This window comes from Clostridium porci (assembly GCF_009696375.1).
GTDB classification, from domain to species: Bacteria; Bacillota; Clostridia; order Lachnospirales; family Lachnospiraceae; genus Enterocloster; species Enterocloster porci.
This window is the reverse complement of the sequence record NZ_VUMD01000002.1, coordinates 108,338-131,756: the sequence shown is the minus strand read 5'-3', so window position 1 is coordinate 131,756 and position 23,419 is coordinate 108,338. Positions and strand designations below refer to the sequence as shown.

Annotated in this window: 19 protein-coding genes; 4 read left to right on the top strand and 15 right to left on the bottom strand. The window is 45.2% G+C overall.

Annotated elements, in window-relative coordinates; translation table 11 throughout:
- Positions 1-275: 275 nt before the first annotated feature.
- The 5 genes from FYJ39_RS02845 to FYJ39_RS02825 all read right to left on the bottom strand — a co-directional run bounded on the left by FYJ39_RS02845 (position 276) and on the right by FYJ39_RS02825 (position 7,946).
- On the bottom strand, positions 276-4,943 hold the full coding sequence (locus FYJ39_RS02845; RefSeq protein ID WP_195840361.1) for a Rib/alpha-like domain-containing protein: 4,668 nt from the start codon (positions 4,941-4,943) through the stop codon (positions 276-278).
- 226 nt (positions 4,944-5,169) lie between these two features.
- On the bottom strand, positions 5,170-6,234 hold the full coding sequence (locus FYJ39_RS02840; RefSeq protein ID WP_154470948.1) for a hypothetical protein: 1,065 nt from the start codon (positions 6,232-6,234) through the stop codon (positions 5,170-5,172).
- A complete protein-coding gene (locus FYJ39_RS02835) occupies positions 6,231-6,428 on the bottom strand; it encodes a CsbD family protein (protein ID WP_154470947.1) in 198 nt (65 codons plus the stop codon). The genes FYJ39_RS02840 and FYJ39_RS02835 overlap by 4 nt, the downstream gene beginning before the upstream one ends.
- A gap of 154 nt (positions 6,429-6,582) precedes the next feature.
- Positions 6,583-7,014 (bottom strand): RrF2 family transcriptional regulator, encoded by a 432-nt coding sequence (locus FYJ39_RS02830; protein ID WP_154470946.1) that lies wholly within the window; start codon positions 7,012-7,014, stop codon positions 6,583-6,585.
- Between the two features lie 494 nt (positions 7,015-7,508).
- A complete protein-coding gene (locus tag FYJ39_RS02825) occupies positions 7,509-7,946 on the bottom strand; it encodes a Dps family protein (protein ID WP_154470945.1) in 438 nt (145 codons plus the stop codon).
- Positions 7,947-8,289: 343 nt separating this feature from the next.
- On the opposite strand from FYJ39_RS02825, the gene FYJ39_RS02820 reads away from it, so the two are divergent.
- Positions 8,290-8,724 (top strand): hypothetical protein, encoded by a 435-nt coding sequence (locus FYJ39_RS02820; protein ID WP_154470944.1) that lies wholly within the window; start codon positions 8,290-8,292, stop codon positions 8,722-8,724.
- A gap of 275 nt (positions 8,725-8,999) precedes the next feature.
- Here FYJ39_RS02820 and ucpA read toward each other — a convergent pair whose 3' ends face one another.
- From ucpA to FYJ39_RS02785, 7 genes are all read right to left on the bottom strand, one after another.
- Entirely contained in the window at positions 9,000-9,797 is a 798-nt protein-coding gene (gene ucpA / locus FYJ39_RS02815) for an SDR family oxidoreductase UcpA (protein WP_154470943.1), read from the bottom strand.
- A gap of 131 nt (positions 9,798-9,928) precedes the next feature.
- Complete coding sequence (locus FYJ39_RS02810; RefSeq protein WP_154470942.1) at positions 9,929-11,341, bottom strand: APC family permease; 1,413 nt, start codon at positions 11,339-11,341, stop codon at positions 9,929-9,931.
- A 112-nt stretch (positions 11,342-11,453) separates the two neighbouring features.
- Entirely contained in the window at positions 11,454-12,263 is an 810-nt protein-coding gene (locus FYJ39_RS02805; RefSeq protein ID WP_154470941.1) for a BtpA/SgcQ family protein, read from the bottom strand.
- Positions 12,264-12,290: 27 nt separating this feature from the next.
- Positions 12,291-13,115, bottom strand: a complete 825-nt coding sequence (locus FYJ39_RS02800) for a PTS system mannose/fructose/sorbose family transporter subunit IID (protein ID WP_154470940.1) — start codon at positions 13,113-13,115, stop codon at positions 12,291-12,293.
- A complete protein-coding gene (locus FYJ39_RS02795; RefSeq protein ID WP_154470939.1) occupies positions 13,108-13,866 on the bottom strand; it encodes a PTS mannose/fructose/sorbose/N-acetylgalactosamine transporter subunit IIC in 759 nt (252 codons plus the stop codon). The genes FYJ39_RS02800 and FYJ39_RS02795 overlap by 8 nt, the downstream gene beginning before the upstream one ends.
- 32 nt (positions 13,867-13,898) lie before the next feature.
- A complete protein-coding gene (locus FYJ39_RS02790) occupies positions 13,899-14,375 on the bottom strand; it encodes a PTS system mannose/fructose/N-acetylgalactosamine-transporter subunit IIB (RefSeq protein WP_154470938.1) in 477 nt (158 codons plus the stop codon).
- A 37-nt stretch (positions 14,376-14,412) separates the two neighbouring features.
- A complete protein-coding gene (locus tag FYJ39_RS02785) occupies positions 14,413-14,844 on the bottom strand; it encodes a PTS sugar transporter subunit IIA (protein ID WP_154470937.1) in 432 nt (143 codons plus the stop codon).
- A gap of 414 nt (positions 14,845-15,258) precedes the next feature.
- On the opposite strand from FYJ39_RS02785, the gene FYJ39_RS02780 reads away from it, so the two are divergent.
- From FYJ39_RS02780 to FYJ39_RS02770, 3 genes are all read left to right on the top strand, one after another.
- Entirely contained in the window at positions 15,259-17,784 is a 2,526-nt protein-coding gene (locus FYJ39_RS02780) for a sigma 54-interacting transcriptional regulator (RefSeq protein ID WP_154470936.1), read from the top strand.
- 554 nt (positions 17,785-18,338) lie between these two features.
- A complete protein-coding gene (locus FYJ39_RS02775) occupies positions 18,339-19,757 on the top strand; it encodes an MBOAT family O-acyltransferase (RefSeq protein ID WP_154470935.1) in 1,419 nt (472 codons plus the stop codon).
- Between the two features lie 18 nt (positions 19,758-19,775).
- Positions 19,776-20,726 carry a GDSL-type esterase/lipase family protein gene (locus FYJ39_RS02770; RefSeq protein ID WP_154470934.1) on the top strand — a complete coding sequence of 317 codons (951 nt, stop codon included), beginning with the start codon at positions 19,776-19,778 and terminating at the stop codon, positions 20,724-20,726.
- Between the two features lie 232 nt (positions 20,727-20,958).
- On the opposite strand, the gene FYJ39_RS02765 is transcribed toward FYJ39_RS02770, so the two are convergent.
- The 3 genes from FYJ39_RS02765 to FYJ39_RS02755 form a co-directional block, all read right to left on the bottom strand.
- Positions 20,959-21,870, bottom strand: coding sequence for an AraC family transcriptional regulator (locus tag FYJ39_RS02765; RefSeq protein WP_154470933.1), 912 nt, complete (start codon positions 21,868-21,870; stop codon positions 20,959-20,961).
- A gap of 261 nt (positions 21,871-22,131) precedes the next feature.
- A complete protein-coding gene (gene rlmH, locus FYJ39_RS02760) occupies positions 22,132-22,611 on the bottom strand; it encodes a 23S rRNA (pseudouridine(1915)-N(3))-methyltransferase RlmH (RefSeq protein ID WP_154470932.1) in 480 nt (159 codons plus the stop codon).
- A gap of 92 nt (positions 22,612-22,703) precedes the next feature.
- Complete coding sequence (locus FYJ39_RS02755) at positions 22,704-23,411, bottom strand: response regulator transcription factor (protein WP_154470931.1); 708 nt, start codon at positions 23,409-23,411, stop codon at positions 22,704-22,706.
- Positions 23,412-23,419: the final 8 nt, after the last annotated feature.

Sequence of the window (23,419 nt, the reverse complement as noted above, 5' to 3'; positions counted from 1 at the left end):
GTAAGCCTATGGCAAGCATTCCTTCTGACCGTCAGGGCTCTTCCTCCTCTCCTAACAGCTTACCATACGCCTTTGCTTCTATTCATTTTCTGTTTTTTCCGCCTGTACTCTGGCAGTACAGGCCGAGAACCATTACGAATTAATGAGATTTACACAGAATCACACAGCACCGGCTGCCCCGCCGAAGCAGTGCGGATTCAGTGAAGAAGCTGGGATGCCCATTTCAGCAGCAAAAACCGGCGGTCAGATCGACCGCCGATACAGATTACCTCTCTTTAAGATTCCGGCTTCCAAACTCCATTGGCATCTACATAGTAGTTATCCGGGGTTCTTTCATTCTGGTACATGGAGCCATAGGGTCTCCTGCTGTGATTGTCATCGTGCCAGTAGACGTCCTCCTTCTGCAAATCACTGGACGCTTCTGTAAAATAGTAATACTGGTTGTCTATCAGTATCCAACCCTCACGCATTGCTCCTGTCTTTTGGTCAAGATAGTACCACTTTCCGTCCATCGGCTCATAATACCAGCCTCTGTGCAATACTCCTAAATTTCCATCAGAAATTGTATGGAGGTGATACCATTTCCCATTTTGGCTCTTGATCCAGCCATACTCCATGATTCCGTCTTCGTTAAACTTAAACCATCTAAATTTCCCATATTCATCCTTGGCAGATGGATGGGAAATATACATCCATCCATTTTTCGCCAAAGCCCCCTTTGAGGTATGATAGGACCATTTGTTGGAAGCCCCGTCTACCAGAATCCAGCTTCCGTCTACGGAGCCGCTGCTTACGCTCATATCCGGGTCTGAGTAGATCTGGTCATTGCTGGTATTGATTATTTTTGAGCCTGAGCCGCCGCTTTGGCTTCTGCCTGCTTTTCCGCTCCAGCTGCCGCCCGTACCCCTTGAGCCTTTAGAAACCGTCACAGGAACCTTGATCGCTTCTGAGGAGCCGTCTGGATATACCACCTTGATAATTGCCTCATAATCCTTTGTTTTGTCTACATTGGAAGGCGTTACATCCTTATACTCTGTATCAGAAGGGAGCTCATCCTTATTCTTGATTCCCTCCTCCGGCTCCAGAGTTTCTCCTGGCTTAATTCTCACTTTTTGAGGAAGGGGGTCGTATCGCTTTGCGTCGCTTTCCTTGGCCTCGCTTGGGGTTGCTTCACTTGGAGTTGCCTCGCTTGGGGTTCCTACTCCGTCCTCAGACAGCACCCGGATCGTCACCTTCAGGATTTTTTCGTAACCATCGGAATATGTGATTTTAAGCATTCCTTTGTTTCTATAATTTCCTGGCCTATCTGTTGGGATTTCGTCTAAATCTGTAATATCCTCTATCAGTATATCATCAGGAAGCTCATCCAGATTCGCTATGTTGCCTTCATCCAGAGACACCTCGTCTCCAATATAAATCACCTCATCTTTGGCTTTCGGCTTGTAATCCTTCGACTGCTTTTCCTTCTCTACCGTTACAGGCACATCCACCGTCTCACTGCTTCTATCCTTTATATCTTGATCGGATAAGGGGACAGAATATACGTTCAGGTTCAGAATATCACCAATAAACGGATATTTACTGACATAGCTGCGGGGCGTCTGGCCAATGGTGACTGCATCCATAGCAGCATAATCTTTCAGCATCTTCCATGAGGAAGCATTCAACTGCTTGGTATTCACCAATTCACCATCGGCAAATAACTTAATGGTATAGTCCTTTGGGTTGGCAACAAATGCCATCGAGTTTTCGGCACCCGGTTCCAGGCAGTTGGCCTTAGCGCTGTAATTGCCCCATTCACCGCGCAGCTCATACCCCAAGGTCTCGCCGTCTGCATAAACATGGAAATGATTTCCCATCGCATTGCTTTCAGAAAAGCTGATGATAGAGCCAAGGGAGGCAGGCCCAACAAACTCAGCGGTGATGGTGATTGCATTCAAGCTTTTGCTTGCATCCAGAACCTCCTCGTCCAGCGTAATGCCGCCTTCGGTGCCCTTCAGGCTCACAGGCTCCGGCAGGGTGTAGATCAGCTCCTGTGCTTCTGCAGTAAATTTGACAGAGCCTTTTTCGGAAATATTGTTTGCAAGGTCAAAGGCATTAACCTCTACTGTATATTCATTACCTTTTGTCAGACCTGTCAGTTGATAGCTGTTACGTTTGGTCGTGCCCTTAAATTCACCTTCAACATATACGTTATAGCCCTCTACGCCTACGTTATCGGTGGAAGCATCCCAGCTAATAACTGCCTTCGTGTCTTGAACCTGAGAGGCTCTTACATTGGCCGGAACAGACGGAGCCTTCTCATCGCCTATGTTGTTATAGGAAACAACGGGAGAAACGTAGAAACCAGGATTGCTTGCTTGCGCTTCCGTCATGCATTCCACGCAGATATAGTCGCCTTGCTCGACCTGAATCACCTGAGAATCCAGCTTGACGAAGGCGCCGCCGGTATCGGTCATGTTGATAGGCGTGATAATGCTGTCGCCGTTCTTTGTTATTTTGAGGTAAGACGGGCCTCCCGAAGTCTGTCCGCGCAGCTTTGCGCCGCCGGAGACAGAACCGCCGCCGAAGCTTAGCGTAACGCTGCCGGATTTTGGAGCGCGCCATGCCATAACGGCGCTTTCAACATTGGAGCCATTTTTGTTATACAAAGGTCCTGAAAGAATACCATCGTGGGATTTGTTGTCCCGTGCGACGGTCGCCCAGGTATTGGACATACCATTCGAATAACTCTCCATCCATCCGCCCCACTGATCCTGTACCGTCATATTCTCATAAGTACCGTCTTTGGATTTGTATTGGTAGAACCAGACATTTCCCTGGGCGGAAGAATATTCCTCAACATAGTCGTAGCTGTTTTTGATTTTGATGGTATAGTCCCTGTACACACCGTTTTCCGCAGAGATTCGCAAAATCATGCCGTCTTCTACCAGCATAGGCTCAGCTTCTTCCCCATCTTTCAAAATACTGGCGTTAGCCTTTGAGGCAATTTCAATATTTGCCAGTACCTCCTCCGTGGTGGTGGGATTCTTTTCCAGGGAGGGCACATTGAGCGTCTGCTTGGCTCCCCTGCCGGTGATCATATAAGGCGTACGGATGATTGCAGCGTTAGAATCCTCCGTATACAGTCCAGTCTCATAAGCGCCAATGTCAGGCATCTTATCCAGCTTGTTGCCGAAAAAGTCTTTTTCGCCCGCATTGCTAACCGGTTTGCCGGCGTCAATGGCGGGAGAGTTCTCCTTCAATTTGTAACCGTTAAAGACGCTGCGGTCATACACCAAACCATTGTCCTGAGCACCCACGGGAGCGCTGCCGCCATTGACAAACAGGGGGTCCTCCCTAATGGCATTGACGTCGTTGGGAATGTTGGAAAAATTGTAATAAATATTGTTGCTCCAGGTTCCTTTAATCCAGCTCCAGTTGCAAACCTTCTCCGGGGCCGGTGCACTGCCCGCATAGTAGAAAATATTGTTGTAGATATTGGTAGTGCCGTTTCGCATGCGATTGACCGGAACATTTTCCTTTATGTAAAACACATTGTTGTAAATTTCTCCATTGGGATTTGCAGACAGATTCAAAATACCGCCCAAATCGTTCTGGCTAATATTATAGCGAAATACGCTGTTAACCGCCTGCTGCAGGCAGAACATTACACAGCCTCCGGCATTATTGGATGAGTAGTTGTACTGATAGACGCAGCCGTCGCCGGAGTCGGCATCCCATGCCTGGCTGTCCTGACTGTAATGTGCGTCATAGCATTCATTGTACTGGAAAATCGGCGTCTTGCACTTCCAGGGCCAAATGCCAGCGGCCAGCATACCGCCGCGGTTTTTACCGCCATTTTTTTTACTGACGGGGTGGGTGTAGATGGAATTGTTCATATCCCGCGAAAAAGCTGTGACCACATTGCGCTCCACCAGAGGCTGATAGCAATACATCATAGTGATTCCGTCGCCTCCCAGATCGGAGAGATAGTTATTGCGGACAACCACATTGGTGGAACCATACTCCATGACGACTTCATCCGCAAGTTCCCTGGTTCTGAATTTGTCCCAATAGCAGGTATATCCCACTGCGATGCCCCAACGGTTGACGTTAGACAGGGTGCAGCCCTCGATCAACACGTCATCATATTTTGAGATGCCGGTAGCAGTATCCTTCGGCTGTGCGCATACCATGTAGATTCCGCCATTACACATGTGCTTATTATAAACATTGCCCTGCACATTGCGGATCTCAAGGTTTCGCAGCACAATATGGTCTGCTGTTCCAATGTTCTGGGTTACAGCAGCCACGCCGGTACGGTCCATTCTATCGGCGGTGCTGTAGCTTTCACCGCTGGCAAAATTTCCCTCATTGGTCATGGCAATATCACTGATTTCAATATATTCCACATCATAAAGCAGAATACATGAAGAAACATTGCCCCTCAGTACATGGGTAGTGCTATCCAAAGAGGCCAAATTATAATCCTGATACCAAACGCCGTAACCGTTCGTGGCTATCAGCGGCAGAGGCGAAGCGGTGTCTCCATAACTGCCAATTATAATCGGTGCATCGGCATTGCCCGATCCCTTTATATGAAGATATTCATTCTGGAACACTGACCCCCGCTCCAACAGAACCTTATCACCAGGCCGAAGAGTAATCTCGTTAATTTTCAACAAGCTGGCGAAAGCTTGTTCTGCACTGGTTCCCTCGTTTTCGTTGCTTCCTTTCGTCGAACTCACATAATATGTGGTAGATTCGGCGCCCACAGCATCAGCGGCGTCCCCATCTTCATGGCCGCTGCCAGACTCTGCCGGCGCAGGTGCTTCAACGGTGCCGCCGGAAACAAAGGACGTTGCTGCCGCCTCCTCTGCAAAGGCGGCTAAGGGCATGTTGCTGCTTAACATCATGGTCAAAGACAAAACAGCAGCCAGCGTTCTTTTCTTTCTTCTCATCTTCCTTTCTTTTCTCCTTTCATTACCACTGTGATTTATAGTGTCAAATAAAGGAGTGTAAAGAAACAACATACTTCGCTATGAAAAATATGCAGTCTTTTACACTCCTTTCTGCTTTCGAACAGTTTGCCAATCAATGCCAGCTACCACACTTGAATCGGATACCGCTGACCATCGATAGCCAACAATGGACGTAAACTGCTTCAACATAAAAACGTTCGCTTGTTTATCTAAGTTGCTCTTCAGTATACTGATACAGCTTTTCTGCATCGTATTCTACCTTTAATTGAAGGATACGTTCTTGGATCATACAATCATATCTATGATTGCGAACAGACTGTTCCAACACACTGGTGAGGCTTTCAAAGGGTACATAATCATTTTTTACTCTTTTCGTACATTCAATCAGAAAAATCGTCCCATATTCACTGATCAGGTCAGAAATATCCCCTGTCTGCAATCCATCCGCATAACAGAGCAGAGCCGCGTAGGATTTAGCATAGGCGGCATATTCGTTCCCGCCAATAGCCAGTGTAGCACAATACTGCCGTAAATTCGGGAACTGTGTCAAAGCCTCCTGCAAAGAACCGCATTCCACAGCCTCCTGACGAAGGAGTTCCACCTCAGCCTCCAATTCTAAAAGCTCCTGCTCAGACAGCTCCATAGCATTTGTATCAATTTCAATGTAGCTCAGGTCAAGGTCATCCGCCTGTGTATATAGGCTCCCTTTATCTTGCTCATACTGCTGCCGCAATTCTGTTTCAGATATAGCCATTCCCGGATTACCAGCATCCTGGCAGTACTGGCGGCGAATCGCGTCCATACGGTATTGTATGTACTGATCGAAATCATAGCTGGTCAGACCGGTAACAAGCTCTCCGGCAGCAATGGCCGCAGCGCGGTATTCATTTTCCCTCTTAAGCTGCTCTGTAAGAGTTCCAAAGCCGGCACTCTCTAAATAGCCGTATTCGACTGCCAAAGAATTGACAGCATAATACTCCCGAAGTATTTGGATGGCTCGTTCTGCCACCATTTCATAAGGGACTCCTATATCAGTTTGAGCGTTCCAGATCAGTTTAGGATCTCCGCTTTGGTTCATTTGGGCCAGAATATCATCGCGAGCGGAAAACATCGCACAACGGTATTCCTTCTCGTCAACCTTATTCCCATCAATTATTAAAAATGTTTGCGATGAAGTTTTTTGAGACACAAATGCCACAATCGCGACGACTGTCACCAAGCTCAGCACCGCGATAGCTACAAATATCTTAATTACCACGCTTTTTTTCACTCTTTATTTAGTTTCTCCCTGGTCTTTTCAGCCACGTCCTCCATGGCATCTTTCACATCAGCAGCAACTTCCTTTGCTTTTCCAATCACCTGTTCTGCCAGGCCCTTGGCCTTTATCCTGTCATCTCCCGTCACTTCACCAATTACTTCTTTTGCCTTTCCTTTTAACTGATCTGTAAAACCTCTGTCTGCCATAGCGCTACCTCTTTCTTATTTTATTTTGAACTATAAGAACTATAATTCCTATATTGTTCATTGCTTTATATGACGTATTTACAAGCCCGATCCTGCCTTGCCTGAAGGTTAAATATTCACCTGCCCGCTCAAGGAATCCACCCCCGTCAGAAGGTTAATGAGTCTGTTCAGGATAGAACCGGAATTTCTGTTCCAACACATCTCTAAGTGTTGTATTAAGAAAAAATTCATCTAACAGCCCCTGTACTTTTTTATAGAACTCATGCAAAGAGCAGTTCCCTACGCCTCTCCTTCCACAATATCCATCCTTCTCAAGACAGCGGTTTATTTTTATTGTCTTTTCAAACGGAATCAGTATTTCCATCAAAACGATGTCCTCTGGCTCCTTCGCCAGTTTATATCCGCCATACCCTCCATTTTCACTGCAGACTAGCTTCGCCTCCCGCAGGGAGCGCAAAATCTTTTGAACAAACATCCGCTCCAAACCCACTGCTCTTCCTATCTCCAACGAGGTAGATAGGCCTTTCTTATCCGCAAGATAAAGCATACATCTCAACGCATAGTCTGTGGTCAAATTTAACTGCATGTTTAAAAACCTTTCTTGGCAACGGAAAAGCCTGGCTAAAGCTGTAATTACAGTCCCTTCTTCCTGTGCTTTACAACCAAAATCAGGCCTACATCCGCTGCTTGATTGCATATGCTACTCGTATTACATGCATTTGCATAAACATTCAATTTCTTTTCTATATTTTTTTATTATAAGAAAATATTTAGAATCAGTATTGTATGATCCTTTCATTTTATGTATATATCCATTTTTATTTATGTCCAACTCATATTTCTTATTCTCAAAACTGATCGCAAAACATACAAAAGTCCTTTCAGAGCATTTGCTCTCTCCTCTGCTTCCAGCAGCTTCAAATATCTATTCTTACCTTGGTTTTATACATTCCACAGGACGAAGTCAGCTCTATACGCTCAGTAACAGTTATTCATAAATAGCCCAAAAAAAAGCGGAAGACACGCTTTAATACGTGCCTCCCACTTTGAATCTTCACTTAGACATTACATTGAATCCAGCTATACACCTAAGGTAGCTTGTATAAACCAAAGCTGTTTGTTATAGTAATCCACATGCTCCTCCAATAGGCTGACAGCAGAAAACCAGCCTTCTTCATCGCTTGCATTCCTTATTGCCGTTGCCTCTGTCCTTAATGCAGATAAATCCTGCTTCAAAATAGACAGCACTTCTTTATCTGTAAACAGCCTTGTATCCTCTTCCTGAATGGATGCGTTCGTTAAATACTCGCTCAACCTGCAATCCGGCAAAATGCCATACATCTTCTGGTGCTCGCCTATGGCATCAAAATATTCAAATAATTTATCATATAATGCTTCTGTAAACTCGTGGACAGGAACGAACTGGGAACCGGTTACATTCCAGTGCAGGTTGTGAAGCTTAAAGGTCATGACAGCCAAATCTGCCAAATACTGATTAAATTCTTTTTGTAATTTCATCGTACGTCCTCCTTATAATAAATTAATAATTATATCTCCGCCTTTATAATTAAATAAAAGCTTTTTAAATGGGGTTCATAGCCCATTGCTATCTATGGCCTTATCATTGCCGGGGTTATAAATTTATGTAGTAATTATATCATACTCTTGTTTGCAGATCCAGGGTTTTCACAAAAAAGTTAGAATTAGCTAACCTAAGCTATCTACATAAATGACATCCGCATAATTATCTGTCTTAATTCACTATATATCCATTAAACGCAATTCCATCATCACAGCAGAATAATCTGGGTTCAGATGGGCAGACTAATTCTACAGACTAAAGTAAGGAGATAAACCGGACATGATCGAGCAGGATACCATAAAATTACTTCGGGAATGTGACGCAGGCATCCAAATGGGGATTGCATCCATTGATGATGTTTTGGACTATACCCACAGCGATACCTTAAAACAATGTCTAGCAGAATGTAAAAACCAGCATATACAGATGAAAGAGGAAATAAAAATTCTTTTAGAGAAATATCATGACGAGGGAAAAGCCTCTAATCCCATCGCACAGAGCATGTCATGGAGCAAGAGCCGTGTTAAACTGGCTATGAATAAATCCGATCAGACAATAGCGGATCTTATGACAGACGGCAGCAATATGGGCGTTAAATCACTCCACAAATATTTAAACCAATATAAGGCAGCCAGCGAGCAATCTAAAAATATTACGAAACGTCTGATCAACCTGGAAGAAAAGCTTGCTATGGATATGCGGCAATTTTTGTAGCAATCATTGCAACCACCGGCTGAGCTCAGTGGGTTGCTGGTTTGCTTTGATCCCTGCCTACTCCTATGATAATTTTAAAACTAGTTTCCAAAGTTTTCAGTTCCATTTAAATTTCACGGAATCAGGCGCATAGGCCAAAGGCCGCTCCTAAGAGCTGCCTGGCCGCCACCTTCCCAAAGGCCTGAACAAAGCGCAAGTCTACAAGCATATCACATCTCGGCTGCCTCTAAGAGAACGGAGCTAATATAGCTACTCAAAACCGTACCTGATGTGGACTAATTGGTTCCAATGCTCATTGTCTCAGGAAGTGTGCTGCCTCCATCAATAACAATCTGAGAGCCTGTTAAATAGCTGGACTCATCGCTTCCGAGGAACGCAAACAGTTCTCCAACCTCTATCGGCTTTGCCAGACGCTTCATTGGAACTCCCTTAGCAATGTCCATGATCGCCCTCTCCGGATCTGCCGGATTTGATTCTACTGCCATCTTTTCTACCATGGGGGTTCTCGCATATCCAAGCTGTGAGCAGTTGACACGGATATTCCGATCCGCATACTCAACTGCCAGGCATTTGGTAAGACCAACCAAAGCGGCCTTGGTCATTGCATATGCGGCCTCTCCTGCATCAGCTACAATATCGCCTGTTACAGAAGAAGCGATTACAATATTTCCTCCGCCATTTTTAAGCATATACGGAATCACAGACTGGCATGTATTCCATACTCCCTTAATATTAACGTCAATATGAAAATCCCGAATCTCATCCGGCATTTCCTCAAAGGGCGCAAGCCGGCATACCCCGGCATTGCAGCAGGCCACATTAAGCGCTCCGAAGGCTTCTATTGTCTGGGCGGCAGCAGCCTTCATCTGCTCCTTATCGGCAACATTAGCAATCACCGTGATAATCTCTGCGCCATATTCCTGGCGAAGCTTTTGTGCGGTCTTTTCCACATCCTTAGAAAGATCCACCATGCACAGCTTTGCCCCGTACTTTGCGTAAGCAGTGGCAATGCCCTCGCCCAGCCCTGCTGCGGCGCCCGTAATCAATGCAACTTTCCCATCTAACTTAGCCATAATGTTTCTCCTTTATTATATATATTTGGGTCAGAACCTGGAGCTGACTCCAAGCGCTTTCCCATCTTTGGCTTATTGAAAATTTCCATGCAGCCAAGAATCTGATAAATTCCCGGCCGCTTCCACTTATTTTAAAATTCCTTTTCTCCATCCGGTGTCTCAATCATAACCTTTGACTTCTTCCATCTTACCGCTGCCATCCACAGCCAGATTGCCGCCCCTACACCCATATATACTCCAAAGGAAATCCATGAGCCTCTGCCCTGTCCAAGCGTACAGAAGAATGCAATCACAATCATGATGGCCATAGCCAATATACGGGTGAAATCTCCTCCCTTAACAACGTTCCTGTTATTTGCATACCACTCCGGGTGCTTGTGGCGGATACGGACTGCGGAAACCATTGTCAGAGCGTAGGCGCATGCACATCCAAAGGACATAAGATTAAAGAAGTCGTTCATAAAGGTGGTTGCATTCTGCAAAAGGATAAATGCAAGACTGATTCCTAAAAGAAAAATATTAGGCAGTATGGGCTGCTGATGCTTGTTCACCCTGGTGAATATTTCCGGCAGGAAATTCTTCTTTCCCATGGAATACATCATTCTTACAGTAGACATCCAAAAGCCCAGGATTGAGGCCGTCATGCCCATTAAAATCGAAATGCACCCGTAAATCAGCGGCCATACGCTCCATCCAAGTATGTTCTTCATTGCGGTAATGGTCATAAAGCCATTCTGAGCATCTTCCGACAGCAGATTGGAAAAGGAATCCAGACCGGCTACGCAGAAGAAGAAAAAGGTGTAGATAGCCCCGCAGGTAAGCACAGAGCCGCAGATTGCCTTTTTCGTATTAGAGGTAGGAAAGTCTCCCTCCTCAACCATCTGGGGAACCGTCTCAAAGCCGAAAAATGGAGTGATCAAAAGAGCCATACCAATCACCCAGCCAGGAAAACCGCCGGAGGGTTCCAAACTCGTCTGAAACAAATTTGCCATATTGGAAATACTCCAGTGACCGGAGAACAGCAGAAGCATACCTGTAATCACAGTTGTAACGATATTGGCGAACAGGCAGGTCGCCTGCGCCTTCACCAGAAACTGTATATCCTGCATGCTCATAATAAACACAAGCACCAAAATCAGGACGCCAATCAGCATAGTCGTGCCAAAGGTCAGCCCCAGCCCGAAGGTATGGCTGATAAAGGTGGCTACCGCCATAACAACTGCCGGAGGAACGGATATCCATGCCGCCATAATCAGCCACGAAGCCAGAAAGCCTATATGCTTGTTAAAACCCACAGTATTGTAGATCAGCTCTCCTCCGGCCGTATGGAAAAGCGGTGATATTTCGCTGTACACAAGTGCAATCGGCAAAATCGCCAGTGTCATAAGCGCAAACGCAAGAAACGTACCCGCGCCGCAATAATTAAAGAATACGGAATCCCAGTAGCTGACATATGTAAAGATAGAGCCCGTCGCTACTGTATAAACAAAAATCAGTGCCAGGCTTTTCTGAAGCCCTTTTTGTTTTTTGTCATCTGAAGCCATATGCTTGCCCCCCTGTACATCAATATTTTAAATTTATATTTACTGTACACCTTTATTAATTATATGTCAATATATTATGTCAACATATTTTCTGCGATTCCGGCATCTCCTTTTATGTAAACTCACGGGCCGCCTTCACAAAGGCAGCCGCCCGAACCGGATCAATCTGATTCCAGAGAATCCCGTCTTTTTTTATGCTGGTGCCGATAATCACACCATCCGCAAATTCCAGAAGCTCCTTTATATTGTCTACACGCCCGCCGCTTCCTAAAATCAAAGGCATATCCGGGAACCGGGACTTTACGCTTCCCAATGCAGCAGCCTTAGGCGGCAGCCCCGCCCTGGACCCTCCTATCAGAACTCCAGCTATGGGCAGGTTCATGAGCGCACCGTCGATCTGCTCCTCCACCAGTCTCTTATCCATGCTGGTACCCGCATGAGGCTCAAAGTAAGTGTACACACGCACATGTTCCGCACCTATTTGCTTTTGATAGCGAAAAATCTCACCAGGGTTAAAGGTCTGCCAGCCAAACAGTCCGTTGTATGTCCCGGTCACATAAGTACGCACGTATTTCGCATCAATGGCCTTAGCCACGGCCAATGTAGCAATGGGATCAATCAAAACCCCACAGCCATATGGGATCGTTAAATCCGCCGCTACCTCCGCAGCAATCCGTACATAGGAAGCAATCGTTTCTGGCCCTACTTGAGAGAGATAAGGCCGGTCACCCTCATTCGCAAATACACAGGCATCAAATCCCTCCTCCATCAGAATCTTGGCGTCCTCCTTCAGACGTCTAATCTGATCTCTGTACGTCATAGAAGGGGCCGCATAATAGCTTCCAGGCAAAGCTGCCATGTGCAGGCAACCAATCAAAGGCTTTTTCGTTCCAAATATTTTCTCATGCTGTTCCATCATCATACATTTTCCTCCATTCCAAGTTGGCTCTCAACCCAAAACCCCTGTGAGAGACAATACAATACCCGCCAAAAATATCATTCCCATGGTTTTCATAGGTGTGATACCCCTTCTAAGAAGCCCATACACACCAAAGAACAGCACCAGCGGCAGTAAAGCGGGTATAATCTGATCCAAAAGGGCCTGCACTTCTGTTACCTTTTCTCCCAGTGTGAAGGACAGCTGGGTCGTAATACCAATTTTTGTGGCCACCAACCCTCCCAGCACCATCATTCCCATTGCACCGCAGCCTTCCGTAATCTCCTTGATTAGACCTCCGCTCAGAATTTTCACAACCGCATTTTTCCCCATCTTATATCCAGTCATATAACAGGTATAACCAACCCCCAGCGCATACACTGAAAATATAAGCACAAACAGCAATGGCCCCAGAGGATTACCCTCCATAGCCAGGTCAATGCCAATGGCCAGAAGTATTACCTTTACTATACCCTGAGTAATGGCGTCCCCCACTCCGGCCAAGGGCCCCATTAAAGCAGTTTTGATGTTGCTGATCGCATCGTCCTCCACATCTGCTCCATTCGCCCTCTCTTCTTCCATAGCAGCTACGATTCCGGGAATCAGGCAGCCCCAGGTATTCTCTGTATTATAATAGGTCAGATGGCGGCTCATCCCCTCAGCCATTTTAACCTTGTCATCCGGGTATAGCTTTTTTAAAATCGGGATCATAGAATGGCAGAATCCCAGCCCCATCATACGCTCAAAGTTATAGCAGATCTGTCCCCAGCAGGTCCAATTCCACCACGACTGGCGAAGCGTTTTCTTATCCAAAATAATTCTTTTTTCCTCAGTCATTTTCTTCTATCCTCCTTCCTCTTGTATACAGCAGATGCAGCATGCCAAAGGCAGCTCCCAGAATTGCCAGGGCTATAATATCTAGCTTCAGATACGCCGCAAGTACAAATCCTATAAAAAAGAAAGGAATTGTAGAGCACTTATTCATCATATTCATCAGCATAGCGAGACCCAAAGCAGGAATCATGGCTCCGATCAGCTTAAGGATACCAATCACCTGCTCCGGCACTATAGCCAGCATCTTGTCCATAAAGGGAGCTCCGAACAGAACGCAAAAAAAAGCCGGAAGAAAATATGTGATAAAGGGTACGATTTGTGATGCCAACCGGTTCATCATGACAACTCCCTTGTCATTTCCCTCAGCTGCATATTGATCGGCCTTATGAACCCATATGGGATTCAGCGCCATCTTTGCGTTGGAGCAAAGAATTCCTAGAAAGCCCAGAGATACCGCAATGGGAAGCCCCACCGATGGATCTGCTTGGGATGCCATCGTCATATACACCCCCAGATAACCGGCCAGCGAAAGGTCAGAAGGAAGAGAGCCTCCGATAGCCACCAGCCCAATATAGGCCATCATAATCGTACCTCCACACTGCAGCCCATAGGTCAGATCCCCCAAAAGAATTCCATTCACCAAGCCAGCTACCAGCGGCGCGCCAAAATACATGGACCATCTGAGCCACATTGGAAACGCCGTAGCTGCCAGCCATGTAAGCAATGCAATAATCAATGCGTGAAACAGTTGCATAATCCCCACTCCTCCTATAATAGATTTTGTGTTTACAGTTTTGCAGCAATATCCACCCGGCTCTCCTGCTGAACCATCTGAAGGTATACCTTAATTCCCATATTCAGCAGCTTCTTAAAAATATCCACCTCAGCTTGAGAGGCATATACGTTGCGCGAAATTGCCTTTCGGGACGGTCCTGCACCCATATTTCCAATATTCAGCTCCTTTATCCCAATCCCCTTTTCCACAAGAGCCAGCGCGTACTGCGGCACTTTAAACAGAAGCATGGTATTCACCCCTTCCTGCCCTCCCTCCTTCTTAATACGGCGAACCGCTTCGTCTACGCAGATCAGCTCCACCTTAACCCCAGAGGGAGCGGCCATAGCCAAAACAGTCCCCATAAAGCTATCCTTTGCCATCTGATCATCTATTACCAGAATCTGTTTTATACTCAGTATCTTGGACCAGGACGCAATCACCTGCCCGTGTACCAGACGTTCATCTACTCTGCACATCGCAATTTTCATTTCTAATCCTTCCCTTCTGCAAGCCTAGCTCTGCTATCTATTCCTCCCGCACTACATCCTGTAGCTTGGAAGAAAATGCGTGAATACCCTCAATTCCATTTCGAAGCGCCCTTATCCGCGCCTCGTCCAGATCATTGCTTCCCCGGTTTGAGACTGCCTCAACCACCATTGGAAGATTCATTCCTGTGATGATATCCATTTTAATCGTTCCGGCCCGCTTTCTGTACACCTTTGCAGATGTAATAAAAGGGCTTCCACCTGCAATATCCGTAAAGACCATACATCCCCCCCAAGCTCCGGATTCCTTCACAAACCCATCCACCGCCCGGTAGTACTCATTCATATCCTGCTCAGGCTGAAGCGGCAATGCCGCCACCTCCTGCTCAGGCTGACCTCCAATCACCATCTCTACAGTCCGCAGAAGCTCCCGGGCCAGCTCTCCATGGCTCAACAGCAATACCCGATACATTCAACTACCTCCTTTCTAGCCTTACGCTGAATATATCACGTCCATTTTTTTCTGTAAAACTTTTCACTTTTTTGTTTTGTCACAAATGTGTGTCAAATCTATTTTCCTGTTAAAACCAGATCTATTTCACTATATGGGCTTTTGAAATTAACATACTTAGGATGGATTTATCAACTTTTCCACCAATAATAACACACATTGTCCAGGCTGCCGTTCATTTAAATTACCTGCATTCATTTTTACAACACACAAATATATGATTTTTCCTATATTTATTGTTATATTTTTTAATATTTCTTTATATTTTATTGTTATTTTAGTTGTATTATATATCCCATTTGCTATTTTATCTAATGTGTATTATTATATTTATATAATCACGCTGTTTTGACACTATTTGGAAAGGAACGAACTATGAATCAAAGCGCACCTCGACGTCTTGACCGGGTTCTGGAACTCATCCGTGAAAACACGCTCCGGGCGGCAGAGAATAATTTCATAAACATCACAGGCCTAACTGCTTCCGGCCTTGCCTCAGCAGCCAATCTGGATCGAACAAATGTATCAAGAGAGCTAAACCGCCTATACCGCCAGGGACTTGTGATCAAATGTCTGGGCAAACCCACTTTGTTTCTTCACCGGGAAGCCCTGGCAACCTCCTTCCCCCGTGTATTTTTCCCCAGTACCATTCCATGCGGGGAGCGCCTGGAAGACTATCTAGCTTCCCAAAATGCCATCCAGATCTCTAACGAACGTCCAGCAGACAGTCTGGAATCTATGATCGGAAGCAGCGGAAGCATGAAGCGCGCGGTGCAGCAAGCCAAGGCAGCTGTCCTCTACCCTCCTCATGGTATTCATACATTGATAACAGGCAAAGAGGGAATCGGAAAGCTGTGTTTTTCAAAAGCCATGTACGCGTACGCAAAAAAATGCGGCCGTCTCTCCCCCGACGGCAAATTTGTCCTGCTGAACTGTCAGGATTTCTCAAAATCCCCTCACCTTCTTATGGCCCAAATTTTCGGTTATAGCAAAAATTTTCTTCCAGGCGCCGAAAAGGGGAAACAAGGCCTCATTGAACAGGCCAAGGGGGGTATTCTCTGCCTGAACGGAGTTCACAGGCTTTCCGCTAAAGTTCAGGAGCTTCTAACTACTCTGATCGAGAAAAATACATTTTGCCGCATGGGAGAAGCATCTATGGTACGGGAAGGCGAGGCTATGATCATAGCCACCACCACGGAACCTGCCGGCTCACCTTCTATTGAGCGCTTTGTGCGAAATATGCCAATGCTGATCCCCTTGCCCGATCTGGCAAATCGCGGCCCCGCAGAGCTGCTGGAGCATCTGACACTTTTGTTCGGCCGGGAATCCAGACGCCTTCAACTTCCCCTGCGTATTCACCAGGATGTGCTATCCTGCCTTCTTCATGCCTCTTATCCCGGACAGATAGGTGAGCTCAAAAGCTGTGTTAAGGGCATCTGTTCTCTGGCATATCTGGAGTACCTAACCGGCAGTCACGCCTCATCCTCTGTTGAAATCAGTTATCACCACCTCCCCTGCACCGTTACAGCCACGCCGCTCCCTAGAGAAGAAAAGGTACTGCAGATTCAAAAACTCCTGAGCTGCCTGCAGGGAGCATATGTGACTTTCACCCCAGAAGGACAGCCGGAGCTTCCCATATATCAAGATGTGGCTCCGGAAGACTTTTTAGGCTATCCTAAGCTCCCCATCTCATCAGAGCCACTGAAAATATCCGATGTAGGAGGTTACATAAACCGCTGCGTCAACCGCATGCGTATTACACAGTCCCACAGTATGGAACAGCTCCGGGCCTCTTTCCCGGATTTTCTATGCCAGGCTGTAGACCGTGTGCTGGAGGCTTCTCCCAACTATAAACGCGCTTTGGAAAACCCACGCCTGTATTACGGTCTTTTGCTCCATCTCCATAACGTTCTGAAACGTCAGGATACATGTATTCCAAACTCTTCGTCTCCACCCAGCCTGAATGATATACGGCGCGCCTATCCAAAGGAATACGCAGAAGCCCGTAAGTTGAAAGCTTTGCTGGAAGAGTCTGGAGGAAAGCCGCTTCCGGACTCTGAGCTGTGCTTCATTACAATGTATCTGTATCTGTCCGTTAACTGGACTGCTAACGGCAATGTCCATTTTATCGCAATCTTTCACGGCCAGGGAGTCTCCTCAGGGATTGCATCATTTTTAAACAATGCAGTACAACTTCCCCTGGTGCACAGCATTGACTTAACCCCCTCTGTGACGCTGGAACAGGTTTTAGAACAGGCGGCTGCCATCACCCGTTCCTCTGACCACAATGCTGGTCTGATTATTTTTACTGATATGTCACCCTTCACAGACCTGCACCACCACTTGAATCAACTCACCGGTATCCGAACGGAGCATATAGCCGGCGCCTCCATGCCTCTCATGCTCCATATGGTCGAAAAGTCAGCTTATAAGCACTGCTCTCTCATTGAACTGATGTCGGAGGCTTCAGGAGACGAAACTACGGCTCCATCTCAGTCTTGTGCTGTTACCACTTCGTTCCTGAATCGTATCATCCACGAAGTACTTTCTCCATCTTTGACGTTTTTAAACCCCGGCAAGGCCGCCGACACGCTTCTGAACGTATTAAATAAAATTCTGTCTGAGCTTTATCTCAGCTATTCCGATGAGATTGCCCTGAAATTTATTTTCCACAGCGCCCACATGCTGGAACGAGTTATAAAAGGAGAGCCACTAAAATACTCTCACCTGAAAGCATTTATCAATCAACACTCCGCTTTGATGGGTATTCTTGAACGTCATCTTGTTTATGCAGAGGAAGTTTTCGGAGTTTCTGTTCCAGCCCCGGAAAAGGCCTATATTTGCGAGATCTTTCTGCCCTTTATTGAGGAGAAACCCAGCAAGGCTCCTGCCAGATCCTAAGAGCCGCCCTTAAAATACGCCTGTGCTGAACGTATTTTCAGCACAGGTATATTAGGGCAATTACCTTTAAGCAGCCTCATCCATATGAACACTGAAACGTTTAAAAAAGCAGGTAATCAATCTCTCTCGAACGAAGAAGATCGATCATCCAGTAAGTTTTAATATCGACCATGATTGTGCCATAGGTGTATCTTTTACGAAATGCAAAATCATCAGTACCTACATTCGTGACCGTTTCCTTCTTCGGAAAAGGTATGTCTTTTTTAGAGATTGCAGATGGCGCTCTTGCCAACATCCGCAATCCCGTTTTTCAATGTATCTGAGGCTGTGAGTGAACTGACACTTGATGAAACATCCACGATTTTAATTGAAAAGCGTTACATTTGCTTGAAGCGGCGGCACTGATTCTCCATGGGTTTGTTTCTATTGGCACAGTTGCACGTTCTGCTATCTGCCACCGCAGACACAAAGGTTCAACTGCAACTTTTTTATCATATCAATCGTCTAATATATAGGCAATGAATGAAACTATTCACTTAGCAGGAGAATCAAAAATGGTTTTCAGTAGTCTCAAATTTATCTTCCATTTTTTACCTATATTTCTAACGCTTTATTACATAAGTCCAGGCAAATGGAAAAACCTTTGTCTTTTTGCCGGCAGTCTTTTATTCTATTTTTATGGAGTACAGGATCATCCCGGGTATCTTTTTTTATTATTTTTTTCGATTCTTGTTAACTACAAAATAGGAATCTGCCTGGGAAGGCGAAGGTGGAAAACACGACGGGCAAGCTGGCTGATCATCGGAATAATATATAATTTATTCTGGTTGCTTCTATTTAAATACGCTGCTTTTTTTACAGAGAATATAAATTTGCTGCTTCAACAGTTCGGTTTCAGATACGCGCTTCCAGTCTATCATATTACGCTCCCAATCGGTATCAGCTTTTATACCTTTCAGGCAATCTCTTACCTGACAGATGTTTACCGCAGAGATATTCCTTGTGAAACCTCTTTTATCGATTTTGGAATGTACATTAATATGTTTCCGCAATTAATTGCCGGACCGATTGTCACCTATGCTTCTATACAAAAGCAAATCAGCAGGCGCAAACATACGCTTTTAAATATAGAGGAGGGTCTGCGTGAATTTACCATAGGCTTAGGATTTAAGGTATTGCTTGCAAATCAAGTTGGCAGGCTGTGGAGTGAAGTAACTGCAATCGGCTATGAAAGCATTTCTACCCCGCTGGCCTGGCTGGGGCTGGCTGCATATAGCTTTCAAATCTATTTTGATTTCTATGGATATTCCTTAATGGCACAAGGTCTGGGTAAGCTCATGGGTTTTCACCTACCGGACAATTTTCATCATCCTTATATGGCCTTATCCATGACGGAGTTTTGGAGAAAATGGCATATGACCCTTGGCAGTTGGTTTAGAGAATACATCTATATTCCTAATGGAGGCAATCGAATGGGAAGCCTGCTTACATTTCGAAATATGCTAATTGTCTGGCTTTTAACCGGCTTCTGGCATGGCGCCAGTTGGAATTTCATTCTATGGGGTTTTATCCTGTTCATTCTAATCTCAGCAGAAAAACTAGGGTTAATCAAGCTTTTCCATGGCTTTCCAGTCATTGGCCATTTATATATGCTGTTTGCAATACCTGTGACCTGGCTGATTTTTGCAGTTTCAGATCTGAAACAGATGTTGGTATACTTCCTGCGCCTGTTCCCGTTCATGTCACCAAATCAGCATTTTATGTATTATGCTGGTGACTTTCTCAAATACGGGAAGCTATACTTTCTATCACTGGCGGCAGGGTTGATTTTTATAACCAGTATACCAAGAAAGATCTATGACTTATATAAAAATTCGTTTATAACAGCGGTACTCCTGTTGGTTATTTTTTGGCTATGTGTTTATTTCATGAAAATGGGCGCTGATGATCCCTTTTTATATTTTAGATTTTAAACTTAGGAGAATGAAAACATGAAACGATATTGGTATACTATTTTATTTATATTCAGCCTTTCCATATCAGCTGCAATTCCTATAATGCCTGCTTTCATTCCAAATGCTCTCGCTAAAGCCATGAACCAGGCAGCCGGATATAGCTTACAGCTTGGAAAGCATATCACCGTTTCCCTTACAGGTTCAGATGAGCACAATTACATTCAAGCAGACGGCAACCAGATGCCGGAGACAACGAAAGAAAATACAGCTCTTTCTGTCAGCAATGAGAAGGCTCCAGAATCGAAAGAAGCTTCTCCTGCCCATATAACTAATAATCCCCAAGCATCAATTCCCAATTCAACCGTTTCTGGTGAAATGCCAGAATCCTCAAATGGCGCCCGCGATACCTCAGATTACAGCATTGCTATAATTCCGGACTTTACCGATGTGTTGTTTATTGGAGACTCTCGAACCGTAGGTCTCTCCGAATATGGAGACCTGCGAAATGCCGAAGTATTCGCTAATTCGGGAATGAGCGTGTTCAATCTGTTTGACGCGAAGGTAAGGGGAAAGGACGGAAGCAAAAAATCCCTGGAACAAGTACTGGCTCAAAAACAATTTCATACCATATACTTAATGCTCGGTATCAATGAACTGGGCTATGGCAGCCATCAAACGGTTGTGCAGTATCAGTCCGTAGTAGATGCCATAAAGCTGCGTCAGCCCGACGCTGCAATCGTGCTGGAGGCCAACCTCCATGTCACACAAGAAAAGTCTGCTCAGAGCCCCATTTACAACAATGAGAACATCGATTTTTTAAACAATGAAATTAAAAAAATCGCAGAAAACAATGCTTGCTATTATATAGATGTGAATGAAATCTTTGATGATGAAACGGGAAGCCTCAATGCCAGTTACTCTACAGACGGCTCTCATATTTTAGGGAAATACTATTCCGTGTGGGTAGAATGGCTCCGAGGGATGTAATCCCCAAACGCTCTGCCCGCTGCTTAAAAGATCTTGCGGATAAAAACCCAAAACAGCCACGGCACAGTATAATACTTTCATAGAGTAATATAGAAATCTGATGTTTCTATTCGCGTATCAACCACCGGAATTGACAGCTTCCTTTTCATAAAAGCTACACTTTTCCCTGAGCTCCGTTTCCTTGTCCCATTCCGGCTCTTTATTCAATCTGAAAATGCTATCTATGTTTTTTCTAATCTAAGATTTTTACCCATATCTCCATACAATTCCCACAATCGCAATCTGTGTAGTATTTTTCAGCAGAGAATGGTTCAAAAGTTAGACAATGATTGGGGAGCCAGGTGCCAAAAAAATATTTACCCGCTTTGTCTAATGCTTCCGTCACAAGTTTTTCAAAATCTTCGGCTTCAATTTTACAAATAATGTAATTTCCAGCAGGTAATTCTTGTGTAATGAAATCATTTGTACTGCTGAATTTCCCCTGTAAAAGTACACCCGCAAAATACTTAAAGATACCTTTTTCGGAGTCTGCCATATATGACATGCCTAATTCTACGGCAGGATTAACAGATTCAGCAAGTTCAGCTTTTTCTTTGTGAAAACGTGTCCAAAGTTGTCCGGGAACATCGATTCCTGTGCTTTGGCCAACAGGCGTTTGTGTTGCAATTTTAACATCAGCCACTAACCCGATATAGCTTTCTGCGGAAGCTAATTTTTCTCTATGAATTTCTAAAACAATATCATCAATAACGAGAGGTACGCCTTCGTCAATCAAAACATAATTCATAGAGATTTCCGGCTTGATAACCGTATTCAGCATTGGATGTGTCTTTTTGTATTCTTCCGGCGTAATGCCGAAGGTTTCCTTGAAAGCTCGCGTAAAGTTAGCGTGACTGGAAAAACCATACTCTAAGGAAATATCTAAAATTCGCCGGTCATTTGTGTTAAGTTGAGTAATGGCTTTCGATAGACGGCGCAGCTTAATATATTCCTGTACAGGCTTATTTACCAACCGCTTAAACAGTCTTTGGAAATAAAACGGTGACAATGAAACCATTTCGGCTAACATTTCTGTACTAATTTCTTCCTGCAAATTTTCTTCAATATAGTTGACTGCTCTTTGAATTGCTTCCCATGCGTGCATAACACATCCCTCCCTCATTTGTTGCTTAAATCATATCATTTAACAACTAAATGTGCTTTTCATACAATGCTCTTTTAGAGGCTGTGGAGGAACATCTTGGGAGCGTCAATGAATAACCTGCACTTATTCGAGAAAGCCAAAAACGATCTGGCCAAAATTAAGGTTTATATTGAGGAGGAATCGGAAAATCCTTAGGCAGCTCTGGCAACTTTGGCGCTTTCTATTACCCTCTGGCTAAAAGCCAATCCGATTTCCTCCCCACTATTTATGATACGGCTGTCCCATCATAATCCTATACCCCCGGTAAATCTGTTCCAGCAAAATAACCCTCATCATTTGATGAGGGAAGGTCATTCTGGAAAAGCTGAGGACATAGTCTGCCCGTTTCATCACTTCCTGGGACAGCCCCAGAGAACCGCCGATCACAAACACAATCTGTTTTGCGCCCTCCACGCCCAGCCGCCGGAGCGTTTCTGCCAATTCCTCGCTGGAAAGCATGTTCCCCTCTATAGCCAGAGCAATCACATAAGCTCCATCCTTTATAAAAGAAAGAATACGCTTCCCTTCCGTCTCCTTGATCTGCCGTACGACAGCTTCTCCCGCGCCATCGGGGGTTTTCTCATCTGCCACCTGGATCACCTCCAGCTTGCAGTACCGTCCAAGCCGCTTCGTATACTCCTTTACTGCGTCCTCCAAGTAACGCTCCTTTATCTTTCCCACTGTTACAAGGGTAATCTTCATCTGTTACTCCATTATTCCATTTACCATGCAGCCCCGCGCCAACAGAAACCAAAAGCCCCTGTTCACATAGCGAAGGTCCGGCGACGATCCAATCAGCCCTTTACCCGAAAATAATATCCCACGCCCCACTTTGTATGTACATACCTTGGGTCACTTGGGCTGGGCTCAATCTTTTCTCTCAGTCTTCTCACATGAACATCCACTGTCCGCACATCACCATTTTCCATGGCCTTATTACCCCATACATAGGTGAGAAGAGATTCTCTGCTGTAGACCTTGCTGGGATTGCGCACCAGCAGCTCCAGAAGATCAAACTCCTTGGCAGTCAGGTTAATCTCCCTGCCGGCAATAAATACCCTCCGGCTCTCCGTATCCATCTTAAGATCCCCTGCTCCGATCATATTGTCTGCAGGCTCCTCCTTTTTCTGACGCTTATTCTTGGAATTACGTCTCATAATAGCCTTAATCCTGGCCTTTACCTCTAAAATATTAAAGGGCTTACTGATATAATCATCCGCTCCATACTCCAGTCCCAGAATCTTATCCATATCGCCTCCCTTGGCCGTCAGCATAATAATCGGCATATCCGAAAATTCCCGTATGGCCTGGCAGACCTCATAACCGTCATACTTAGGAAGCATTACGTCCAGAAGCACAACGTCATATTCCGTCTTCTTGGCAAGCTCCAGGGCTTCCTCACCGTCATAGGCACAATCTACTTCCATTCCATCCTGCTCCAGACTGAAACGGATTCCCTTCACAATCAGTTTCTCATCATCTACTACTAATACCCGCGCCATTCTTCTAT